At 74.3% G+C, this 17,196-nt stretch carries 13 protein-coding genes; 7 read left to right on the top strand and 6 right to left on the bottom strand.

What is annotated here, in order from left to right; genetic code table 11:
* Positions 1 to 25 precede the first annotated feature (25 nt).
* The 4 genes from AB0D01_RS31420 to lanKC form a co-directional block, all read right to left on the bottom strand.
* Positions 26 to 1,810 carry an ABC transporter ATP-binding protein gene (locus AB0D01_RS31420; RefSeq protein WP_363061212.1) on the bottom strand — a complete coding sequence of 595 codons (1,785 nt, stop codon included), beginning with the start codon at positions 1,808 to 1,810 and terminating at the stop codon, positions 26 to 28.
* A complete protein-coding gene (locus tag AB0D01_RS31415) occupies positions 1,807 to 3,783 on the bottom strand; it encodes an ABC transporter ATP-binding protein (RefSeq protein WP_363061210.1) in 1,977 nt (658 codons plus the stop codon). Before AB0D01_RS31415 ends, AB0D01_RS31420 begins: the two co-directional genes overlap by 4 nt.
* Before the next feature lie 67 nt (positions 3,784 to 3,850).
* Positions 3,851 to 3,988, bottom strand: coding sequence for a SapB/AmfS family lanthipeptide (locus tag AB0D01_RS31410; RefSeq protein ID WP_031143925.1), 138 nt, complete (start codon positions 3,986 to 3,988; stop codon positions 3,851 to 3,853).
* Positions 3,989 to 4,002: 14 nt separating this feature from the next.
* On the bottom strand, positions 4,003 to 6,624 hold the full coding sequence (lanKC, locus tag AB0D01_RS31405) for a class III lanthionine synthetase LanKC (protein ID WP_363061208.1): 2,622 nt from the start codon (positions 6,622 to 6,624) through the stop codon (positions 4,003 to 4,005).
* A gap of 194 nt (positions 6,625 to 6,818) precedes the next feature.
* Here lanKC and AB0D01_RS31400 point away from each other — a divergent pair, with 194 nt between their 5' ends.
* Positions 6,819 to 7,292 carry a GNAT family N-acetyltransferase gene (locus tag AB0D01_RS31400; RefSeq protein ID WP_363061206.1) on the top strand — a complete coding sequence of 158 codons (474 nt, stop codon included), beginning with the start codon at positions 6,819 to 6,821 and terminating at the stop codon, positions 7,290 to 7,292.
* A gap of 159 nt (positions 7,293 to 7,451) precedes the next feature.
* Here the strand turns inward: AB0D01_RS31400 and argB are convergent, their stop codons facing one another.
* Positions 7,452 to 8,357 carry an acetylglutamate kinase gene (gene argB, locus AB0D01_RS31395; protein ID WP_363061204.1) on the bottom strand — a complete coding sequence of 302 codons (906 nt, stop codon included), beginning with the start codon at positions 8,355 to 8,357 and terminating at the stop codon, positions 7,452 to 7,454.
* Positions 8,358 to 8,476: 119 nt separating this feature from the next.
* Positions 8,477 to 9,424 carry a methionyl-tRNA formyltransferase gene (locus AB0D01_RS31390; RefSeq protein WP_363061202.1) on the bottom strand — a complete coding sequence of 316 codons (948 nt, stop codon included), beginning with the start codon at positions 9,422 to 9,424 and terminating at the stop codon, positions 8,477 to 8,479.
* A gap of 272 nt (positions 9,425 to 9,696) precedes the next feature.
* Between AB0D01_RS31390 and AB0D01_RS31385 the strand changes: the two genes are divergently transcribed.
* The 6 genes from AB0D01_RS31385 (at position 9,697) to AB0D01_RS31360 (ending at position 17,187) form a co-directional block, all read left to right on the top strand.
* Positions 9,697 to 11,052: a lysine N(6)-hydroxylase/L-ornithine N(5)-oxygenase family protein gene (locus AB0D01_RS31385; protein ID WP_363061200.1), complete on the top strand. Its 1,356-nt coding sequence runs from the start codon at positions 9,697 to 9,699 to the stop codon at positions 11,050 to 11,052.
* A gap of 99 nt (positions 11,053 to 11,151) precedes the next feature.
* The gene (locus AB0D01_RS31380) at positions 11,152 to 12,210 is read left to right on the top strand and encodes an iron ABC transporter permease (protein ID WP_363061199.1); all 1,059 of its coding nucleotides are present in this window, start codon (positions 11,152 to 11,154) and stop codon (positions 12,208 to 12,210) included.
* Between the two features lie 89 nt (positions 12,211 to 12,299).
* A complete protein-coding gene (locus AB0D01_RS31375; protein WP_363061285.1) occupies positions 12,300 to 13,334 on the top strand; it encodes an iron ABC transporter permease in 1,035 nt (344 codons plus the stop codon).
* 38 nt (positions 13,335 to 13,372) lie between these two features.
* The gene (locus AB0D01_RS31370) at positions 13,373 to 14,212 is read left to right on the top strand and encodes an ABC transporter ATP-binding protein (RefSeq protein ID WP_363061197.1); all 840 of its coding nucleotides are present in this window, start codon (positions 13,373 to 13,375) and stop codon (positions 14,210 to 14,212) included.
* A gap of 114 nt (positions 14,213 to 14,326) precedes the next feature.
* Positions 14,327 to 15,403, top strand: coding sequence for an iron-siderophore ABC transporter substrate-binding protein (locus AB0D01_RS31365; protein WP_363061195.1), 1,077 nt, complete (start codon positions 14,327 to 14,329; stop codon positions 15,401 to 15,403).
* A complete protein-coding gene (locus tag AB0D01_RS31360) occupies positions 15,400 to 17,187 on the top strand; it encodes an ABC transporter ATP-binding protein (RefSeq protein ID WP_363061193.1) in 1,788 nt (595 codons plus the stop codon). Before AB0D01_RS31365 ends, AB0D01_RS31360 begins: the two co-directional genes overlap by 4 nt.
* Positions 17,188 to 17,196 lie beyond the last annotated feature (9 nt).

Below are 17,196 nucleotides of genomic sequence, written 5' to 3'. Positions count from 1 at the left end.
CGCGCGGGCGCGGACGCGGGCGGCGTCAGGAGTCCGCGCCCCACCGGCCCACCAGGTCCCGGTACAGGGCCGACCTCGCCGGGAGTTCCGCGTGGGTGCCGCACACCGCCCGGGTTCCGTCGAGTACGAGGACCCGGTCGGCCCGGATCGCCGACGAGATCCGGTGGGCCACCACGACGAGGGTGCCCGGCCGCCGCGCCAGCGCCCGTTCCGCGCGTTCCTCGGCCCGGGGGTCGAGGTGACAGGTGGCCTCGTCGAGCAGGAGCAACGGGGCCGGGGAGAGGCAGGCGGCGGTGAGGGCCAACAGCTGGCGCTCGCCCGGTGACAGCGCGGCCGGGTCGACGGGGGCGTCCAGACCGCCGAGCCGCTCCACGAGGGCGGCGGCGCCGAGGGCCCGCGCGGCCCGGTCCGCCCGCGCCGTACCCGGCGGCCCGGGGGAGAGGTGGCCGAGGTTCTCGCGGACCGTGCCCGTGAACACGTACGCCTGCTGGGGCAGGAGGGTCCGGTGCGGGTCGGGCCCCCCTCCCCGGGGGCGCCGGGCGGGGGAGCCGGCCAGCGACACCGTCCCCCGGTCGGGGGGCAGCATCCCGGCCAGCAGGGCCAGGAGCGTGGACTTGCCGATTCCGCTCGGCCCCACCACGGCCAGGTGTTCGCCGGCCGCGACGCGCAGGTCGAGGCCGTCGATCACGGGGTGCGCGTGGGCCCCGTACGCGAACCGGACCCGCCGCAGTTCGGCGGCGGGGACCCCGGCGGCCCGGGGCCCGTCGTCCTCCCGGGGCTCCGGTCGGGACCGCCCGCCCTCCCGGGGCGCATCACGCGGTTCGGCCCGGCCGGACGCGGGGTGCGCCGGCTTCGGGGTGAAGCGGGACAGCACCACCAGCAGCCGGGTGCCGGCGGAGCCCACCGCCGTCATCAGCGCGTCGAGGGCCGGCAGCAGCGACTGGACCAGGTACGTCAGCGCGCCGGCCAGGGCGCCCGCGCCGACGCCCCGGTCCAGCAGCCAGGGCGTCCCGGCCAGCAGCGCGACCACCGGGAGCCGGCCGGCCACGGCGAGCGCGAGCGTCCGCAGGGCGGCCCACCCGGCCAGACGGCGGGTCAGCGCCTCCTGGCGGGAGATCAACGCCTCCAACGGAGCGGCGGCCGCCGCCCCGCCGCCGCAGGCCACCACGTCGCGCAGCCCCGCCGCGAGCGCGCCGGCCCGCGCGGAGAGGGCCTCGTCGGTGTCGAGGGCCCGTTCCTGCACCCGGGCCATGGGGCGCAGCGTCGCCAGGAAGCAGACCGTGCCCAACACCAGCGGCGGCAGGACGAACAGGAGCATGACCGGTGCCAGCGCGGCCATTCCGGCCAGCGCCCCCACCGCGGTGAACACGAAGGACCGCGCGACCAGCACGAGGCCGGCGAAGGAGTCGCGGGCCATCTCCGTCTGCTGGGCCAGCCGGGACACCGCGCCGAGATCGGCGGCCGTCCGCGGGTCGTCGACCGCCCGCCGCAGTGCCTGGCGCACGGCGCGCCGGACCAGGCCGTCGCGCAGCGGTTCGACCAGGTCGGCGAGGCCCTGGAACACCCCGCGCAGGGCCCACGCGCCGAGCAGGGCGCCGGCCGCGGCGGCGACGAGCCAGCCGACTCCGGTCGCGGTCCGTCCCGCGAGGAAGCCGTCGTCGAGGGCGCGGGCCACCGCGTAGCCGCCGAGGAAGGTGTGGGCGGCCTCCAGCAGGGACCACAGGGCGAGTCGGCCCAGGGTGCGGGAGCGCCCGCGCAGGAAGCGGCGCCCGTCGGGGGCGAGCCGTCGCCAGGTGCCGTACTCGCTCACCGCACCGCCTCCCGCCCGCCCCCCGCGCCCCCGCCCGGCCCCCGCCCGGCCCCCGGCCCCGACTCCTCCCGGAGGCCGGGCCCGGTCCCGGGCTCGGCCTCGGCGCCGGCTCCGGCTCCGGCTCTGGCCTCGGCTCCGGCCCTGGCCTCGACCTCAGATGCGGCCTTGGCCCCGGACCCGGGCTTGGCCCCGGACCCGGGCCCGCGCCCGGCCTCGGACTCGGCCGTGAAGACGGCGCGGTAGGCGGGGTCCGACCACAGGTGGGCGTGGGTGCCGGTCGCCCGGACCCGTCCGGCGTCCAGCCACACGACGAGGTCGGCGCGGGCCGCCGAGGAGATCCGGTGCGCCACGACGAGTCGGGTGGCCCGCACCTCGTGGGCCAGGGCCCGCTCCACCTCGCGGGCGGTGACGGTGTCCAGGCTGGAGGTGGCGTCGTCCAGGATCAGCAGCCGGCCCGCGTGGCAGAACGCCCTAGCCAGGCCCAGGCGTTGCAGCTCGCCGCCGGACAGCGGGGCCTCGGCGAGGGGGGTGTCGTAGCCCTCGGGCAGGCGCCGTACGAACGCGTCCGCGCCGGCGGCCCGGGCGGCGGCGCGCACGGCCCCGGGGTCGGGCGCGGGACCCGCGCCGAAGGCGATGGCCGAGCCGACGCCCGTACCGAACAGATCGGGCCGGTCGAAGGCGTGGCCGACCTCCCGGCGCAGCGCGTCGGCGGACAGCTCCTCCAGCGGCACCCCGTCGAGCCGCACGTGGCCGGCGTCGCACGCGGTGAGCCGCCCGGCCGCGGCGGCCAGCAGCGTCTTGCCGGATCCGGAGCGCCCCACGACGGCCACGGTGGCGCCGCCGGGGAGGTCCAGGTCGACGTCCCGCAGTACGGTGACGCCCCCGCGGACCAGGCGGACCCCGCGCAGCTCCAGCCGACCGGGGCCTCCCTGCGGCAACTCGCGCTCGCCCTGCGGTAGTTCGGGAAGCGTTGCGAGGTCGGCCACGCGCCGGGCGGCGGCCCTGCCCCGGACCACCGCGGAGAGCCGGCCGGTCACCGCGCCGACCCCGGCGGCGAGTCCCGCGTAGCGCACCGCCGCCAGCAGTCCGCCCACTCCGAGGGCCCCGGCGGCGAGCCGGAAGCCGCCCACGCACAGGACCACGTACAGGAGCAGGGGCATCAGTGCGGCCGTGCGGGCCATCGCCGCACCGTAGATCCGCCACATCAGCCGCCCCTCGCGGCCCAGTTCGGGCAGCGTCGCCAGGATCCGGGCCACCTCGCGCCGCTCGGTGCCCGCGGCGGCGACGGTCCGGGCCCCGGCGAGGGATTCGACGAGGCGACCGGCCATCGCGAGCTGCACCTTCTGGTAACGGCTCACGCCGGCGCCGGAGTCGCGGGCGAAGGCGCGCAGGAGCAGGGCCAGCAGGGGGAGGCCGGCCAGGAAGGCCAACGCCGTCCACACGTCGATGAGCAGGAGCGCGACGACGGCGCCGAGCGGCGGCAACAGATCGGCGCCGGCGCGGGCGAGGGCGCCCGGCACGATCCCGGCCTCCGCGGCGTGCGCGGTGAGTCGGGCGGCGACCTCGCCCGGTGCGTGGCGGGCGGCGAGGTGCGGGGCCGTGCGCAGCAGTCGGGCGAGGCCGAGTCCGCGCAGCCGGGCGGTGGTGCGGGCGTCCACGTCGCCGGTGAGCCGTGCGACGGCGGCGTCCAGGAGCACTTCGGCGGCCACGACCAGGGCGCACCACACGATCCAGGTGCTCGCGGCGGGGTCGCGGCGCAGCAGCAGGTCCAGGGCGTGGCCGAGGACGGCCGGTTCGGCGAGGGCCGCGCCCGCGGCGGCCACGGAGCACCCGAACACGGCGGCGGTACGGCCGGCGCCGGGGCGGGCGGCGGTCTTCAGCACCCGGTCGGCGGCGCGTGCGGTCGCGTCCTTCCCGGCGTCCTCGCGGGCGTGGTCGCGGGCGGCGTCGGGCGCGGCGTCGGGCGGGCTCATGTGCGGCGGCTCCAGGGACGGGGAACGGGCCCGGTCGGCGAACCGACCGGGCCCGGCAGAGACCCGATCAGTTACAGGTCGTGATGCTCAGGCTGCTGTCACCGCACAGGAGGAGGCTGGCGCGGCTGCCGCCGCCCGTCAGGTGGGCGGCCTCGGTGGTCTCTTCCTTGACGGTGTCCATCGACTGCAGGTCGAGAAGCGTCATGACTGCGTACCTCTTCACTGGTGTGTGTTCCGATGGGTCACGGCCCCCGCGAGGGGGACCGGCTCTGGGGCCGCCGCGGTGGGCGGCGGGAGGAACGGCAGGTGCGCGCGCCCGCCGGGTGCGGCGCTGCCGAGGGCGAGGAGCGCGCCGGCCGTGCCCGTGGACAGGTCCATGGACAGGCGCATCAACTGCTCGCCGGGGAAGGCCAGATGGCCTCGGTAGGGGACCGCGTGCCGGGCCAGGGCGTCGATCTGGCGGGTGATGTCCTCGGGTCCGGTGCCCGGGCCGGGCGTGGTGGTCCGGGCGAGGTGGAGGATCATCCCGGCGGCGCCGCGGAACAGGCCGGGCTGCGCGTAGAAGGTGGCCTGGGCGGCCCGGACGATCTGCCGGCGCGCGGTGTCGAAGCGCTCCCGCTCCGCGTGCGCGGGCCAGTCGTCCAGCACCATGCCGATGCCGACGCTGCCGGCGCCGAGGTAGGGCATCGTGCGCCATCCCTCGTCGACCTGGAGGGTGCCGAAGGCGCTGGTCACGCAACGGTCGAGGTCCCCGTCGAGGGCCAGGCCCGCACGCGTCAGCAGCTCCGGGTCTCCCGTGCGCCCGTACAGGCGCAGGTACAGCAGGGCGGGTCCGCTGCGGCCGTGGAGCAGGCCGGCGCGTTGGACGCCGGGCACCCCGCGCGACAGCAGGTCGGCGCAGCGCAGGGCCGCCTCGTGCAGGGCGCCCTCGCCGGTGTCCGTGCCCAGGGAGTCCAGGGCCAGGCCGATCCCGGCGAGGCCGCCGTGCAGGTCGGGTCCGACGGACTGCCAGGGCTCGGCCAGCAGCCGTTCGACCAGGGTCAGGGCCCGGTCGCGGTGACCGAGGCGGTCCAGGGTCCAGGCGATCCCGGCGAGGCCGTCGTAGAAGCCGAGGGGGGTGCCGGAGGCGGGTTCCTTCGTACGGGCCAGCAGCCATTCCTCGGCCAGGGGCCAGGGTTCGGCTCCGGTCTCGGCGAGGGCGTACAGGACGCCGGCGGCTCCGTACCCGAAGCAGGTCCCGCCACCGGGGCCGGCGAACTGGGCGATGTCGCCGGGGAAGAGGCGGTCCTCGCGGTCGGGGGTGGCGCTCGCCCGCAGGGCGGCCGTCATCGAGGCCAGGGCCGCCTGCGTGTCGCGCGGCTCGACGGGCAGGTAGGGGCCCGCGGGAGCGGGGATCCGGCCGGTCCCTCCGGTGGGGCCGTCGGGGCCGGCGAGGATCTCCTCGACCGCCTCGTCGAGGAAACGTCGGGGCACGGGGAACAGGTCGGCCGCGATCCGCGCCAGGTGGGCCGCCTTCGCCCGGTCCATGACCAGCAGGCTGGTCAGCGGGAGGAACAGGGCCAGGCGCAGGCAGGCCAGGGCGTAGTGGTCGACCCGGACGCCGCGCCGGTCGGCGGGCGCGACGAACGCCGGGTTGGCGACCGTCTGCCGCCGCCCGTCGCCGACGCGCGAGGCGGCCTCGAAGTCGAGCAGGGCCACCGACGGTTCACCGGTGGTCGGGTCCTCCGCGACCATGATGTTGAAGAGGTGCAGGTCGTTGAAGACGACGCCGCGGGCGTGCACCGCCTCGACGGCCTCGGTCACCCGCCGGTGGATCTTCAGCGCCCATTCGGTGTAGGCGGCCAGCTCCCGGGGCTCGGGGTCGGCCTCGATCAGCGGGTGCCGGCGGGCGAAGTAGGTGTTGAGGGGTTTGCCCTCCAGGTGCTGCATGACCAGGAAGTGGTGTTCGCCGACGGTGAAGGTGCCGTGCACCGCGGGGACGCAGTCCAGTCCGGCGAGCCGCTCCAGGGCCTCCCGCTCGCGGTGCAGCCGGGTCACCGCGTCGGCGCCGTCGGCGGCGAGCCCGGCGTGCGGGCGCCCCTCCTTCAGGACCACCGGCTCGCCGGTGCGGTCGTCGCGGGCGGCGTACACGCCGCCGCCGTTGGAGAAGTGCAGGGCGCGTTCGACGGTGTAGGGGATGCCCGCGAGGGTGACGGCCGCGCGCCGCTCCAGGTGGGGCCGCAGGAAGGCGGGCGTCTCGATCCATTCGGGCGGCTGGAACACCGGGCCGCGCGGGTCCGGTACCAGTCGGCCGTCCGGGGCCTCGACGGCCGGGACCAGTTCACCCCGCTCGTCGTAGCAGTGCCGCAGGGTGAAGCTGCCGTAGCGCAGGTGCACGGGGCCGTCGTTCCACCGCAGGTCGCTGAGGACGTAGGGGCCGGGTTCGCCGGCCAGCAGGGCGTCCAGCTCCTCGGCGATCCGGCCGCACTGTTCCTCGTCCGCCGGATAGACGGTGATGAACTTGCCGCCGGCCGCGCGGTCGGCGTACTTGGCGTTGCGCAGGTGCAGCAGGTGGCGGCCGGGTACGAACTTGAAGGCGATCCGCCGTTCCACGCAGTGGGTGTGGACCCGGCGCAGGATCGACTCGGCGTTGTCCAGGCAGGCCGACACGTGGATCTTCCAGCCCTGCGCGGGCAGTTCGGCGTCCTGGGGCCGCAGGGCGAGCCAGTCCCCGCTGCGGTGGGCACGCCACCCGGCCGGTACGGGCGCGAGCGCCAGGGGGTAGAGCTCCTCGGCGCGGTGGTACGGCGCGTCGTAGAACCAGCGGTCGGCGTCGCAGAACGCCGCGTACCCCTTGTTCACACCTGCTCCCTCGGTCGGTGACGTCGACCACGGTGTCAGCCGCAGCGGGGGCCGCGACAGTCACGCCTGTCACCGACGGGGTGTGCGATCCGCACGGGTGCGGGGAGCCCGTGCGGCTCCCTCCGGGTGAAGGGGCGCGCGGGACGGGGGGTCCCCCCTTACCCTGGAAAATAGGTAAGGCTAACCTAAGTAATGTGATTCCAGTCGCAGTCGAGCTCCCCGCGGCACCGGTCCGTCCGGCCCGCCCGGGAGACGCACACGCCCTGTACGCCCTCTCACGGGCCTTCGTACCGTCAGGCGAGCTACGCGCCCGCCCCCCGCACCACTACCGCGCCCACCTGCGCGAGTTCCTCGTCGTGGAGGACGCGGGCGGCCGCCCGGCCGGCTGCGTCGCGGTACGGGACGAGGGGCACGGCGTGGCGGTGCTCCACAACTTCTGTGTCGCCCGGGGCAGCCAGGGCCTGGGCATCGGATCGGCGCTGCTGCGCGCCGCGCTCTCACGGGCCCGGCGACTGGCCGCCGGCCGGATCTTCACGGCCACCCGGGGATCCGCCGTACTGTTCCTGCGGCACGGCTTCGAACCGGTCGCCCCCGAGCGGGCGCCGGCCGCCTGGGCCTCCGCCCTCGACCCCGACCGGGGCTCACGGGTCTACGCGCTCACCCTGTGACGGCGGCCCGGGGGCGGCGTGCGCCGGCGCCGCCCCCGGACGCGGAAGCCGGGGAGAGGCCGGACCCGACCCCGATACCGGAAGCCGAAGCGGGCCGGCCCGGCGGACGAGGTGTCCACCGGGCCGGCCCGCCCCGCGCGCCCGTACGGGCCCGGCCGCTCAGGCGGGCCCGGTGTGCTCCGGGACGCCCGGCAGGTTCGCGGCGCCCGGGAGGTCCGGGACCACGACGGTGCCCGCCGTGCGGTGGTCGAAGGCCGCCGGGAGCAGCGAGTGCGGCACCCTCCCGTCGAGGACGTGGGCCATCGGCACCCCGGCGCGCACGGCCCGCAGGCAGCCCTCCATCTTCGGGGCCATCCCCCCGTCCAGCGACGGCAGCAGGGCCTCCAGCTCGCCGGCCGTGAGCCGCTCGACCACGTCCCCGCCGTGCGGCCAGTCGGGGATCAGCCCCGCCACGTCCGTCAGCACGATCAGCTTCTCCGCGCCCAGGGAGGCGGCCAGCGCCGCCGCCGCGAGATCCGCGTTGACGTTGTACACCTGGCCGTCCGTGCCGCGGGCCACGGGGGAGACGACCGGGATCCGGCCCCGGTCCAGCAGCGCGCGCAGCGTCTCCGGGTCCACCTCGACCACCTCGCCGACCAGCCCGATGTCCACCTCCCGGCCGTCCACCCGGGCCGGCCGCCGCACGGCGGTCAGGGTGTGGGCGTCCTCGCCGGTGAGTCCGACCGCCAAGGGGCCGTGCTCGTTCACCAGTCCCACCAGCTCGCGCTGCACCTGGCCGGCGAGCACCATGCGCACCACCTGCATCACCTCGGGGGTGGTGACCCGCAGCCCGGCGACGAACTCCACGCCCAGGTCCAGCCGCCGCAGCAGCGCGCTGATCTGCGGACCGCCGCCGTGCACCACGACGGGCCGCAGGCCCGCGCGGCTGAGGGACACCACGTCCGCGGCGAAGGCCCGTTTCAGCTCCTCGTCGACCATGGCGTTGCCGCCGAACTTCACCACCACCGTCGCGTCCGGCCGGGGCGCCGGCCGGGGTGGGGACTCGATCACGGTACGGGTCGTCATCGGCGTTCCCCGGGGCGTGAGGTGCGTCATCGACCTTCCCTTTCGCGGAAGCGGTCCGGTGCGGTGGGCGGCGCCTCCCCGGCGGGGCGGGGGTCGGGGGCGGGGGTCGGGGGCGGGGGTCAGGGGCGGTGGGTGAGGTACCCGCCCATGGAGGTGAAGTACTCGGTCGCGGGCAGTTCCCGACCGTCCTCGGTGCGTACGCGGGTGACGGCCAGCCCGTGGTTGCGGCCGGTGCGGGCGTCGGCGCCCGCGACGATCACCACGCCGTCGTCCTCGCGGTAGAAGATGCGGCCGGGCGTGCCGCCGTAGCGGTTCAGGGAGACGCGGGCCGTGAGGATCTCCAGCCGTCGGCCCCGGTGGAAGGTGAAGGCGCTGGGGTACGGCTCGGACTGGGCGCGGACCAGACGGTCCAGGTCCTCCGCCGGCCAGGCCCAGTCGATGCGGCTGTCCTCGACGGAGCGCTTGTGGAAGAAGCTGGCCTGGGAGCGGTCCTGCTTCGTGAACTCCGTCCGCCCGGAGGCGATGGCGTCGAGGGCGCGCACGACGACGGGGGCGATGAGGTCGACCGTGCGGTGGAAGAGGTCGGTGGCGGTGTCCCTCGGCCCGACGGGGACCGCCTCCTGGTGCACGATGTCGCCGGCGTCGAGCTCGTCGTTCATCATGTGCGCGGTCACCCCCACCTCGGTCTCGCCGTTGATGAGGGCCCAGATCAGCGGCGAGAAGCCGGCGTACCGGGGCAGCAGCGCGTCGTGCACGTTCAGGGTGCCGTGGCGCGGGAGGTTGAAGACGCGCGGCGGGAGCCAGGTCCGCCAGTTGTTCGCCACGATGACGTCCGGATCGACCTCCTTGAGGCGCTCGAACAGCTCGTCGTCGTCGGGACGGTTGCGGATCACCACCGGGACGCCGTGCTCCTCGGCGAGGTCGGCGACCGAGTCGCTCCAGATCTTCTCGTAGGCGTGCTCGCTCTTGGGGTGCGTCACGACCAGGACCACGTCGTGCTCGGAATCCAGGAGGGCTTGCAGGGTGCGGTGCCCCCAGGTCTGGTAACCGAACATGACGACGCGCATGGGTTCCTCCTTGATACGGGGGCCGGCCACCATGGAGTAAAGCAAGGCTTGCCTAAGTGCGCAACGGGGCCCGGTGATACGCCGGTTGACGACCTGTGGATTCCGGGCGCCCGTTTTGTCTATCGACAGTGTCCTCCTGATCAGCTTAGCCTTGCCTAAGTTTCGGGTTCCGGTTCCGCCGGCCTGCCCGACCCCCGCGATTCCCCGATGCACCACCGGCGCCTCCCCCGCCCCATCCGGCTCGGTGGTCGCCCACGCACGATGGGAGTGACATGGCACAGCCTCGTCATGGCGAAGCCCCCCTGATTCACGACCTGATCGGCATCGGCTTCGGGCCGTCCAACGTGGCCATGGCCATCGCGGTCAGAGAGCACAACGCCCGTGCCGGCGGGCAGGGGGCGATCGACGCCCTCTTCTTCGAGCAGCAGTCCTCCTTCGGGTGGCACCGCGGCATGCTCATCGACGACGCGACCATGCAGGTGTCCTTCCTCAAGGACCTGGTGACGCTCCGGAACCCGACCAGCGACTTCAGCTTCCTGTGCTACCTCCAGAGCAGGGGGCGGATGGTCGACTTCATCAACCACAAGAGCCTCTTCCCGCTGCGGGTCGAGTTCCACGACTACTTCGAGTGGGCCGCCGGTCGCGTCGACGACATGGTCTCCTACGGCCACGAGGTCGTCGGCGTCGCACCCGTCGTGCGCGACGGGGTCGTCGAGCACCTCGACGTGACGGTCCGCTCGGGAGAGGGCCTCGCGGTCCACCGGGCCCGCAACCTCGTGATCGGCACCGGCCTGCGCCCCGTCATGCCCGACGGGGTGGAGCGCACCGAACGGGTCTGGCACAACTCCGACCTGCTGGCCAAGGTCGAGGACCTCGAAGGCGCCGCGCCCACCCGCTTCGTGGTCGTCGGCGCGGGCCAGAGCGCCGCGGAGAACGTGGCGTACCTGCACGGCAGGTTCCCCGAGGCCGAGGTCTGCGCCGTCTTCTCGCGGTACGGGTACAGCCCCGCCGACGACAGCAGCTTCGCCAACCGGATCTTCGACCCGGAGGCGGTGGGCGAGTACTTCGACGCCCCGGAGCACGTCAAGCGCAGGCTGATGGACTACCACGGCAACACCAACTACTCCGTGGTGGACATCGACCTGATCGACGACCTCTACCGGCGGATGTACCGGGAGAAGGTGCTCGGCACCGAGCGCCTGCGCTTCCTCAACGTCTCCCGGCTGGTCGAGGTCAAGGAGACCTCGGACCGGGTCCGCGCGACGGTCCGCTCCCTCGTCTCCGGCGAGGAGACGCACCTGGACGCGGACGTGGTGGTCTTCGCCACCGGCTACCTGCCCGCCGACCCGCTCGGCCTCCTCGGAGAGGTCGCCGACCGCTGCCTGCGCGACGACGAGGGCCGGGTCCGCGTCGAGCGCGACTACCGCGTCTCGACCGACCCCGACCTGCGCTGCGGGATCTACGTGCAGGGCGGTACGGAACACACGCACGGGATCACGTCGTCCCTGCTGTCCAACACCGCCGTCAGGGTCGGGGAGATCCTGGACTCCCTCGTCGACCGGGGCCTCGCCCCCGACGCCGACGCGGTCCGCAGGGTCGTCGACGGTACGGGTCGCATGGCCGGATGACCGCCCGCGCCGGCCCGCCCGGGGCGACACCGGGAGGGCCGGCGGGCGGCTCGGCAGGGCAGGCTTTACACGGGGGATCGAAGGGTAACGTACAGCGACATGGGCACGATTGCAGTCGAGCGTCCTGTGCTCAAGGGCACAACAGGCCTGCGTCGGCGCCGAGTTGTCGGCTCCGCCGCACTCGTGCTGATCCTTCTGGCGGCGGCGGTGGTGTCGTTGGCCGTCGGCGCGCGGGCACTCGGTCCGGGGGAGGTGTGGCACGGTTTGTGGGCCGGTCCCGACGCCGACCGGAGACTGACCGACATCAGACTCATCGTGCAGACCGTACGGGTGCCCCGGACGCTCCTGGCGATCGTGGCGGGCGCGGCCCTCGGCGTGGGCGGCGCGCTCATCCAGGGCTACACGCGCAACCCGATCGCGGACACGGGCCTGTTGGGCGTGAACGCCGGCGCCTCCTTCGCGGTGGTGTCGGTGGTCGCCGTCTTCGGGCTCTCCAACCCCTACCAGTACGTGTGGTTCGCCTTCCTCGGGGCGGCGGTCGCCGGCGTGGTCGTGTTCGGGCTGTCGAGCGTCGGCCGGGGGGCGGGCAACCCGTTGACGCTCGCCCTGGCCGGGCAGGGCATCACGGTCTTCCTGGCGGCGATGACGACGGCCGTCGCACTGTCGGACCAGGCCTCGCTGAACGCGTTCCGCTTCTGGAACTCGGGGTCCGTGGCCGGCGTCGGGTACGACGTCATCCGGCCCGTGTCCGTGTTCGTCGGCGTCGGGCTGGTCCTGGCCCTCACCACCCTCCCGGCCGTCAACCTGCTGAACCTCGGCGACGACGTGGCGCGGGCCCTCGGCGTGAACATCGCCCTGAGCCGGACCGTCGGCATCGCCGCCATCACCCTGCTGGCGGGCGCGGCGACGGCGGCGTGCGGCCCCATCGCCTTCCTCGGCCTCATGGTGGCCCACGTGGCCCGGTACCTCGCCGGGCCGGACTACCGCTGGCTGGTGCCGTACGCGGGCCTGCTGGGGGCCATCGGACTGCTGGTCTGCGACATCGCCGGGCGCCTGCTGGTGCGGCCCGGCGAGTTGGACGCGGGCGTCGTCGTGGCCCTGCTCGGGGCCCCGTTCTTCGCGGTCCTGGTGTGGCGCGGAAAGCTGAGGAACGTGTGAGCGGAGACCTGGACGTGAACGCGGTGACGGGCGCGGGCGCGAGCGCGCGGACGGACGCGGGCGGGGCGGGGTCCGCGCGGGCGCCGGGCCTGACGCCGGGCGTACGGATCGGCCGGGTGTCGTTCGTGTGGCGGCCCTGGCACGCGGGCGTCACGCTGCTGCTGGCCGCGCTGACCTTCCTCCTGTTCTGCCTGTCGATCGGGGTCGGCGACTTCCCCATCGGGCTGCCCCGGGTGGTCGCCACCATCCTGGGGCGGGGCGAGCAGGTGGACGAGTTCGTCGTCATGGACCTGCGGATGCCGCGGGCCCTGGCCGGGGCGGTGGTCGGCGTCGCCCTCGGCGTCTCCGGGGCCCTGACCCAGTCCATCGCGCGCAATCCGCTGGCCAGTCCGGACATCCTGGGGATCACCGGGGGCGCCGGCGTCGTCGCCGTGTTCCTGGTGACGGTGTCGGGCGGCACCGCCGCGGCCGTGGTGGACTCCGTGGGCCTGTCCGGGGCGGCGCTCGCGGGCGGCCTCCTGACGGGCCTGCTCGTCTACTTCCTGGCCTGGCGGCGCGGGGTCGACGGTTTCCGGCTCATCCTCATCGGCATCTCGGTGAGCGCCGTGATGGAGGCCGTCACGACCTGGCTGCTGGTCGAGGCCGACATCAGGGACGTGGCCAGGGCCCAGGCCTGGCTGATCGGCTCGTTGGACAACCGGTCGTGGGACGACGTCCGGGTGGCGTCGTGGTGCGCGGTCGTCCTGCTGGCCGTCGTGGCGTGCGCCTCGTTCCAGTTCAAGCCCATGCACCTGGGCGACGACGTGGCCGCGGGCCTCGGCGTGCGCCACACCAGGGTGCGGGCGACGCTCCTGCTGTGCGCGGTCCTGCTGGCCGGCGTGGCGGTGAGCGCTGCCGGCCCGGTCCCGTTCGTGGCGCTGGTCGCCCCGCAGGTCGCGATGCGCCTGACCCGGTGCCCGACCCCGCCGGTGGTGGCCTCCGGGGTGACCGGGGCCCTGCTGCTGATCGGCGCGGACCTGGTCGCCCGTACGGCACTGCCGATCACCCTGCCGGTCGGCGTGGTCACCGCCGCGATCGGCGGTCCCTTCCTCGTCTACCTCCTGGTCCGGGCGAACCTCCGTTGACCGATCCATCCTCAGCCGGGCCTATGTCAGGGGGACTCGTGGCCACCTCGCACACCACCGGGACCAAGCCGGGGGCGCTCGACACCGCGCGCCTCGCGGCCAGGGGCGTCACCGTCGGGTACGGCGACCGCACCGTCATCGACGACCTGCACGTGTCGATCCCGCCGGGGGTGATCACCACGATCATTGGCCCCAACGGCTGCGGGAAGTCGACCCTGCTGCGCACCCTCTCGCGGCTGCTCAAACCGACCAGGGGGACGGTCGTGCTGGACGGCGAGGACATCGCCGCGCTCAGGACCAGGGACGTCGCGAAGAAGCTCGGGCTGCTGCCGCAGGCGCCGGTGGCCCCCGACGGGCTCACCGTGGCCGACCTGGTCGCCCGGGGGCGCCATCCGCACCAGAGCTGGCTGCGCCAGTGGTCCTCGGACGACGCGGCCGTCGTGGAGAAGGCGTTGGCCATGACCGGCGTCGCCGATCTCGCCGACCGTCCGGTCGACGCGCTGTCGGGCGGCCAACGCCAACGGGTGTGGATCTCGCTGACCCTGGCCCAGGGCACCGACCTGCTGCTGTTGGACGAGCCGACGACCTATCTCGACCTGGCGCACGCGATCGACGTGCTCGACCTCGTGGACGACCTGCACGAGGGCGGATGCACGGTGGTGATGGTGTTGCACGACCTCAATCTGGCCACCCGCTACAGCGACAACCTCGTCGTGATGAAGGCGGGTGCGATCCTGGCGCAGGGTCATCCGCGCGACGTGGTGACCCCCGATCTGCTGCACGAGGCGTTCGGTCTGCGCGCCCGGGTCATCGAGGACCCGGTGGGGGACCGGCCGTTGATCGTGCCGATCGGGCGGGCCCACGTCCGGCCGGATTAGGTCGGTCAAAGATACGAGGCAAGTAAGGCTAGGCTTGCCTCACTAGGGCACGGTAGGGTTTGGCTGCCCTCGGGCGGGACTGCAATGGATGGCACGGAAAGCAAGGGATTGCGGATGCTCCTCCATCGAACGGTACGTATGGACTCCTGGCGGCGACCGGCGGCTCTGCTGTCCGCCGCGGCCCTGGGGTTCGGGCTCCTCACCGGATGTGGTTCCGGATCGGAGGACAAGGGCGACAAGAAGAGCGACACCAAGGGTGACGGCACCCCGGCCGCCGCGGCCGGCGCCTTCCCCGTCACCGTGGAGCACGCCTTCGGGTCCACGAAGGTGACCAAGGCCCCGCAGCGGGTCGTCTCCGTCGGCTACACCGACGACCAGAACATCCTGGCCTTCGGCATCAAGCCGGTCGGCATGGTCGACCAGTACCCGAACCCGCCCGGCACCACCCCCGACATCAACACCCAGTGGCCCTGGGTGAAGGACAAGTGGGGCGACACCCGCCCCGAGGTCGTCATGAACAACGGCGACTCCGGCCCCAACTACGAGAAGATCGCGGCGCTGCGCCCCGACCTGATCGTCGCGGTCTACTCCGAGATCGACCAGGCCGCCTACGACAAGCTCTCCAAGATCGCCCCGACGGTGGGTCGCACCAAGGCCGAGAAGGAGCCCTTCAGCGCCCCCTGGCAGGACAACGCGGTCCACATCGCCAAGGCGCTCGGCCAGGAGGCCAAGGGCCAGGAGATGGTGAAGGGCATCGAGGGCAAGCTCGAAGCGGCCCGCAAGGCCAACCCGGAGTTCGCCGGCCAGACCGCCGTGGCGCTGTCCTGGTACAAGGACTCGGTGGCCCCGTTCACCACCACCGACGTGCGCGGCCGGCTCGTGACGGGCATCGGCTTCAAGGGGCAGACCGAGATCGACAAGATCGCGGGCGGCAAGTTCTACACCACGCTGTCCCCCGAGCGCATGGACCTCATCGACGTCGACCGCCTCTTCGTCATCAGCGACAAGGCCGACCAGGAGGCGCTGAAGAAGTCCGAACTCTTCAACAACCTCTCCGCCGTCAAGAACGGCAAGGTCTCCTACCTGCTGGACAGCGAGGGCCCCGCGGTCGGCGCCGCCATCTCCCAGGGCACCCTGCCCTCCCTGCCCTACGCGATCGACGAGCTCGTGAAGTCGGTCGGTCGGGTGTGAGCACGACCGACACGATCCCCACCCCCGCCACCCTGCGCACGACCGGCGGACGCGAAGCCGCCCGCTGGGTGGTGGCCCACTGCCGCGAGGTGCCGTGGCTGACCCTGGCCACGGCCCTGACGACGGTGGCCGGAGCGGCGCTCCAGGTCCTGCCGCTGCTCCTGCTCGGACGCGTCGTGGACGGGGTCGTCGCGGGTGAACCGCGCTCGATCCTCGTCACGACGGGGGCGTGGATGGTGGCCGCCGCGCTGCTCGGCGCGGCGGCCACCGCCCTGTCGACGTACCTGATCGGCCGCCTGGGCGCGGACCTCCTCGCGAAGCTGCGCGAGGGGGCCGTCCGGGCGGTGCTGGGCATGCCGAGCGCCCGCGTCGAGGAGGTCGGCCGCGGGGACGTGCTGTCCCGGGTCGGCGACGACGTCGCCGTGATCTCCCGGGGCATCCGCTCGGCCGTCCCCACCGTCTTCTCGGCCGGCGTGCTCGTCGCCATCGCCACAGTCGGCATGTTCGGCCTCGACTGGCGACTCGGCCTGGCCGGCGCCGCCGCCCTGCCCGCGTACGCGCTGGCCCTGCGCTGGTACCTGCCCCGCTCCGCCCCGCTCTACCGCCGGCAGCGCGCGGTCCAGGCCGACCGGGCGCAGGCCCTCATCAGCGGTCTGAACGGGATCGACACCGTCCGGGCGTACCGCCTCGAAGGCGCCGTCCGCGACCGGGTCACCCGGGAGTCGTGGCGGGTGCGCGACCTCGGCATCGAGGTGTTCCGCCTCTTCGGCCGCTTCGTCGGCCGGGAGAACCGCGCCGAGTTCATCGGACTGACCCTGATCCTCGTGGTCGGGTACGTCCTGCTGGAGGCCGACGCCGCGAGCCTGGGCGACGTGTCGGCGGCCCCCCTGCTCTTCCACCGGCTCTTCACCCCCCTCGGCTCCATCATGTTCACCTTCGACGAGGCCCAGAAGTCCGGCGCGAGCCTGACCCGCCTCGTCGGGGTGCTCGGCGAGGGCGGCGACGGCCGGCTGGTGGGCGACCCGGACGTCACGCCGGCGGTCGTCGTGCCGTACCCGGTGACCGTGACGGGACTGACGTTCCGCTACCCCGACACCGAGGAGCCGGTCCTGCGGGACGTCGACCTGACGATCCCGGCGGGCGGCTCGCTGGCCCTCGTCGGCGCGACGGGCGCGGGCAAGTCGACCCTGGCCGCGCTGATCGCCGGCATCGGCAGCCCCCAGGCCGGGACGGTGCGCGTCGGACCCACCGACCTCGCCGACCTGGACGAGGCCGGGGCGCGGGCCCTGGTCAGCATCCTGACGCAGGAGACGCACGTGTTCTCCGGCCCCCTCGCCGACGACCTGCGCCTGGCCGCGCCCGAGGCCACCGAGGCCGAACTGATGGACGCGCTGCGCACGGTGGGGGCCGAGGGCTGGGTCGCCGCCCTGCCCGAGGGAGCGCACACCCCGGTGGGCGAGGGGGGCGAGCGCCTGGACGCCACCAAGGTCGCCCAGATCGCCCTGGCCCGCCTGGTGCTGGCGCGCTCCCCGGTGGTGGTGCTCGACGAGTCCACCGCCGAGGCCGGCAGCGAGGGCGCGGCGGAGCTGGAACGGGCCGTACTCGCCGCCTGCGCGGGCCGGACCACGCTGTTCGTGGCACACCGGCTCACCCAGGCCATGGCGGCGGACCGGATCGCCGTGCTGGACGCCGGACGCGTTGTGGAACAGGGCACCCACGAAGAACTGGTGTCCCTGGGAGGCCGCTACGCGCGACTGTGGCGCGCCTGGCGAGAGGGAAGCTAGCCGCCCGGA

The organism is Streptomyces sp. NPDC048606, assembly GCF_040650855.1.
Taxonomy (GTDB): domain Bacteria; phylum Actinomycetota; class Actinomycetes; order Streptomycetales; family Streptomycetaceae; genus Streptomyces.
Note: the sequence above shows the minus strand (reverse complement) of the source record. Positions and strands in the feature narration are given on the sequence as shown.

What these genes read in the sequence shown, in the direction of transcription:
- AB0D01_RS31385 (WP_363061200.1), top strand. Translation starts at nt 9,697, where the DNA reads ATGGCACAGCCTCGTCATGGCGAAGCCCCCCTGATTCACGACCTGATC.
- AB0D01_RS31410 (WP_031143925.1), bottom strand. Translation starts at nt 3,988, where the DNA reads ATGACGCTTCTCGACCTGCAGTCGATGGACACCGTCAAGGAAGAGACC.
- AB0D01_RS31380 (WP_363061199.1), top strand. Translation starts at nt 11,152, where the DNA reads ATGGGCACGATTGCAGTCGAGCGTCCTGTGCTCAAGGGCACAACAGGC.
- AB0D01_RS31415 (WP_363061210.1), bottom strand. Translation starts at nt 3,783, where the DNA reads ATGAGCCCGCCCGACGCCGCGCCCGACGCCGCCCGCGACCACGCCCGC.
- argB (WP_363061204.1), bottom strand. Translation starts at nt 8,357, where the DNA reads ATGACGACCCGTACCGTGATCGAGTCCCCACCCCGGCCGGCGCCCCGG.
- AB0D01_RS31390 (WP_363061202.1), bottom strand. Translation starts at nt 9,424, where the DNA reads ATGCGCGTCGTCATGTTCGGTTACCAGACCTGGGGGCACCGCACCCTG.
- AB0D01_RS31365 (WP_363061195.1), top strand. Translation starts at nt 14,327, where the DNA reads ATGCTCCTCCATCGAACGGTACGTATGGACTCCTGGCGGCGACCGGCG.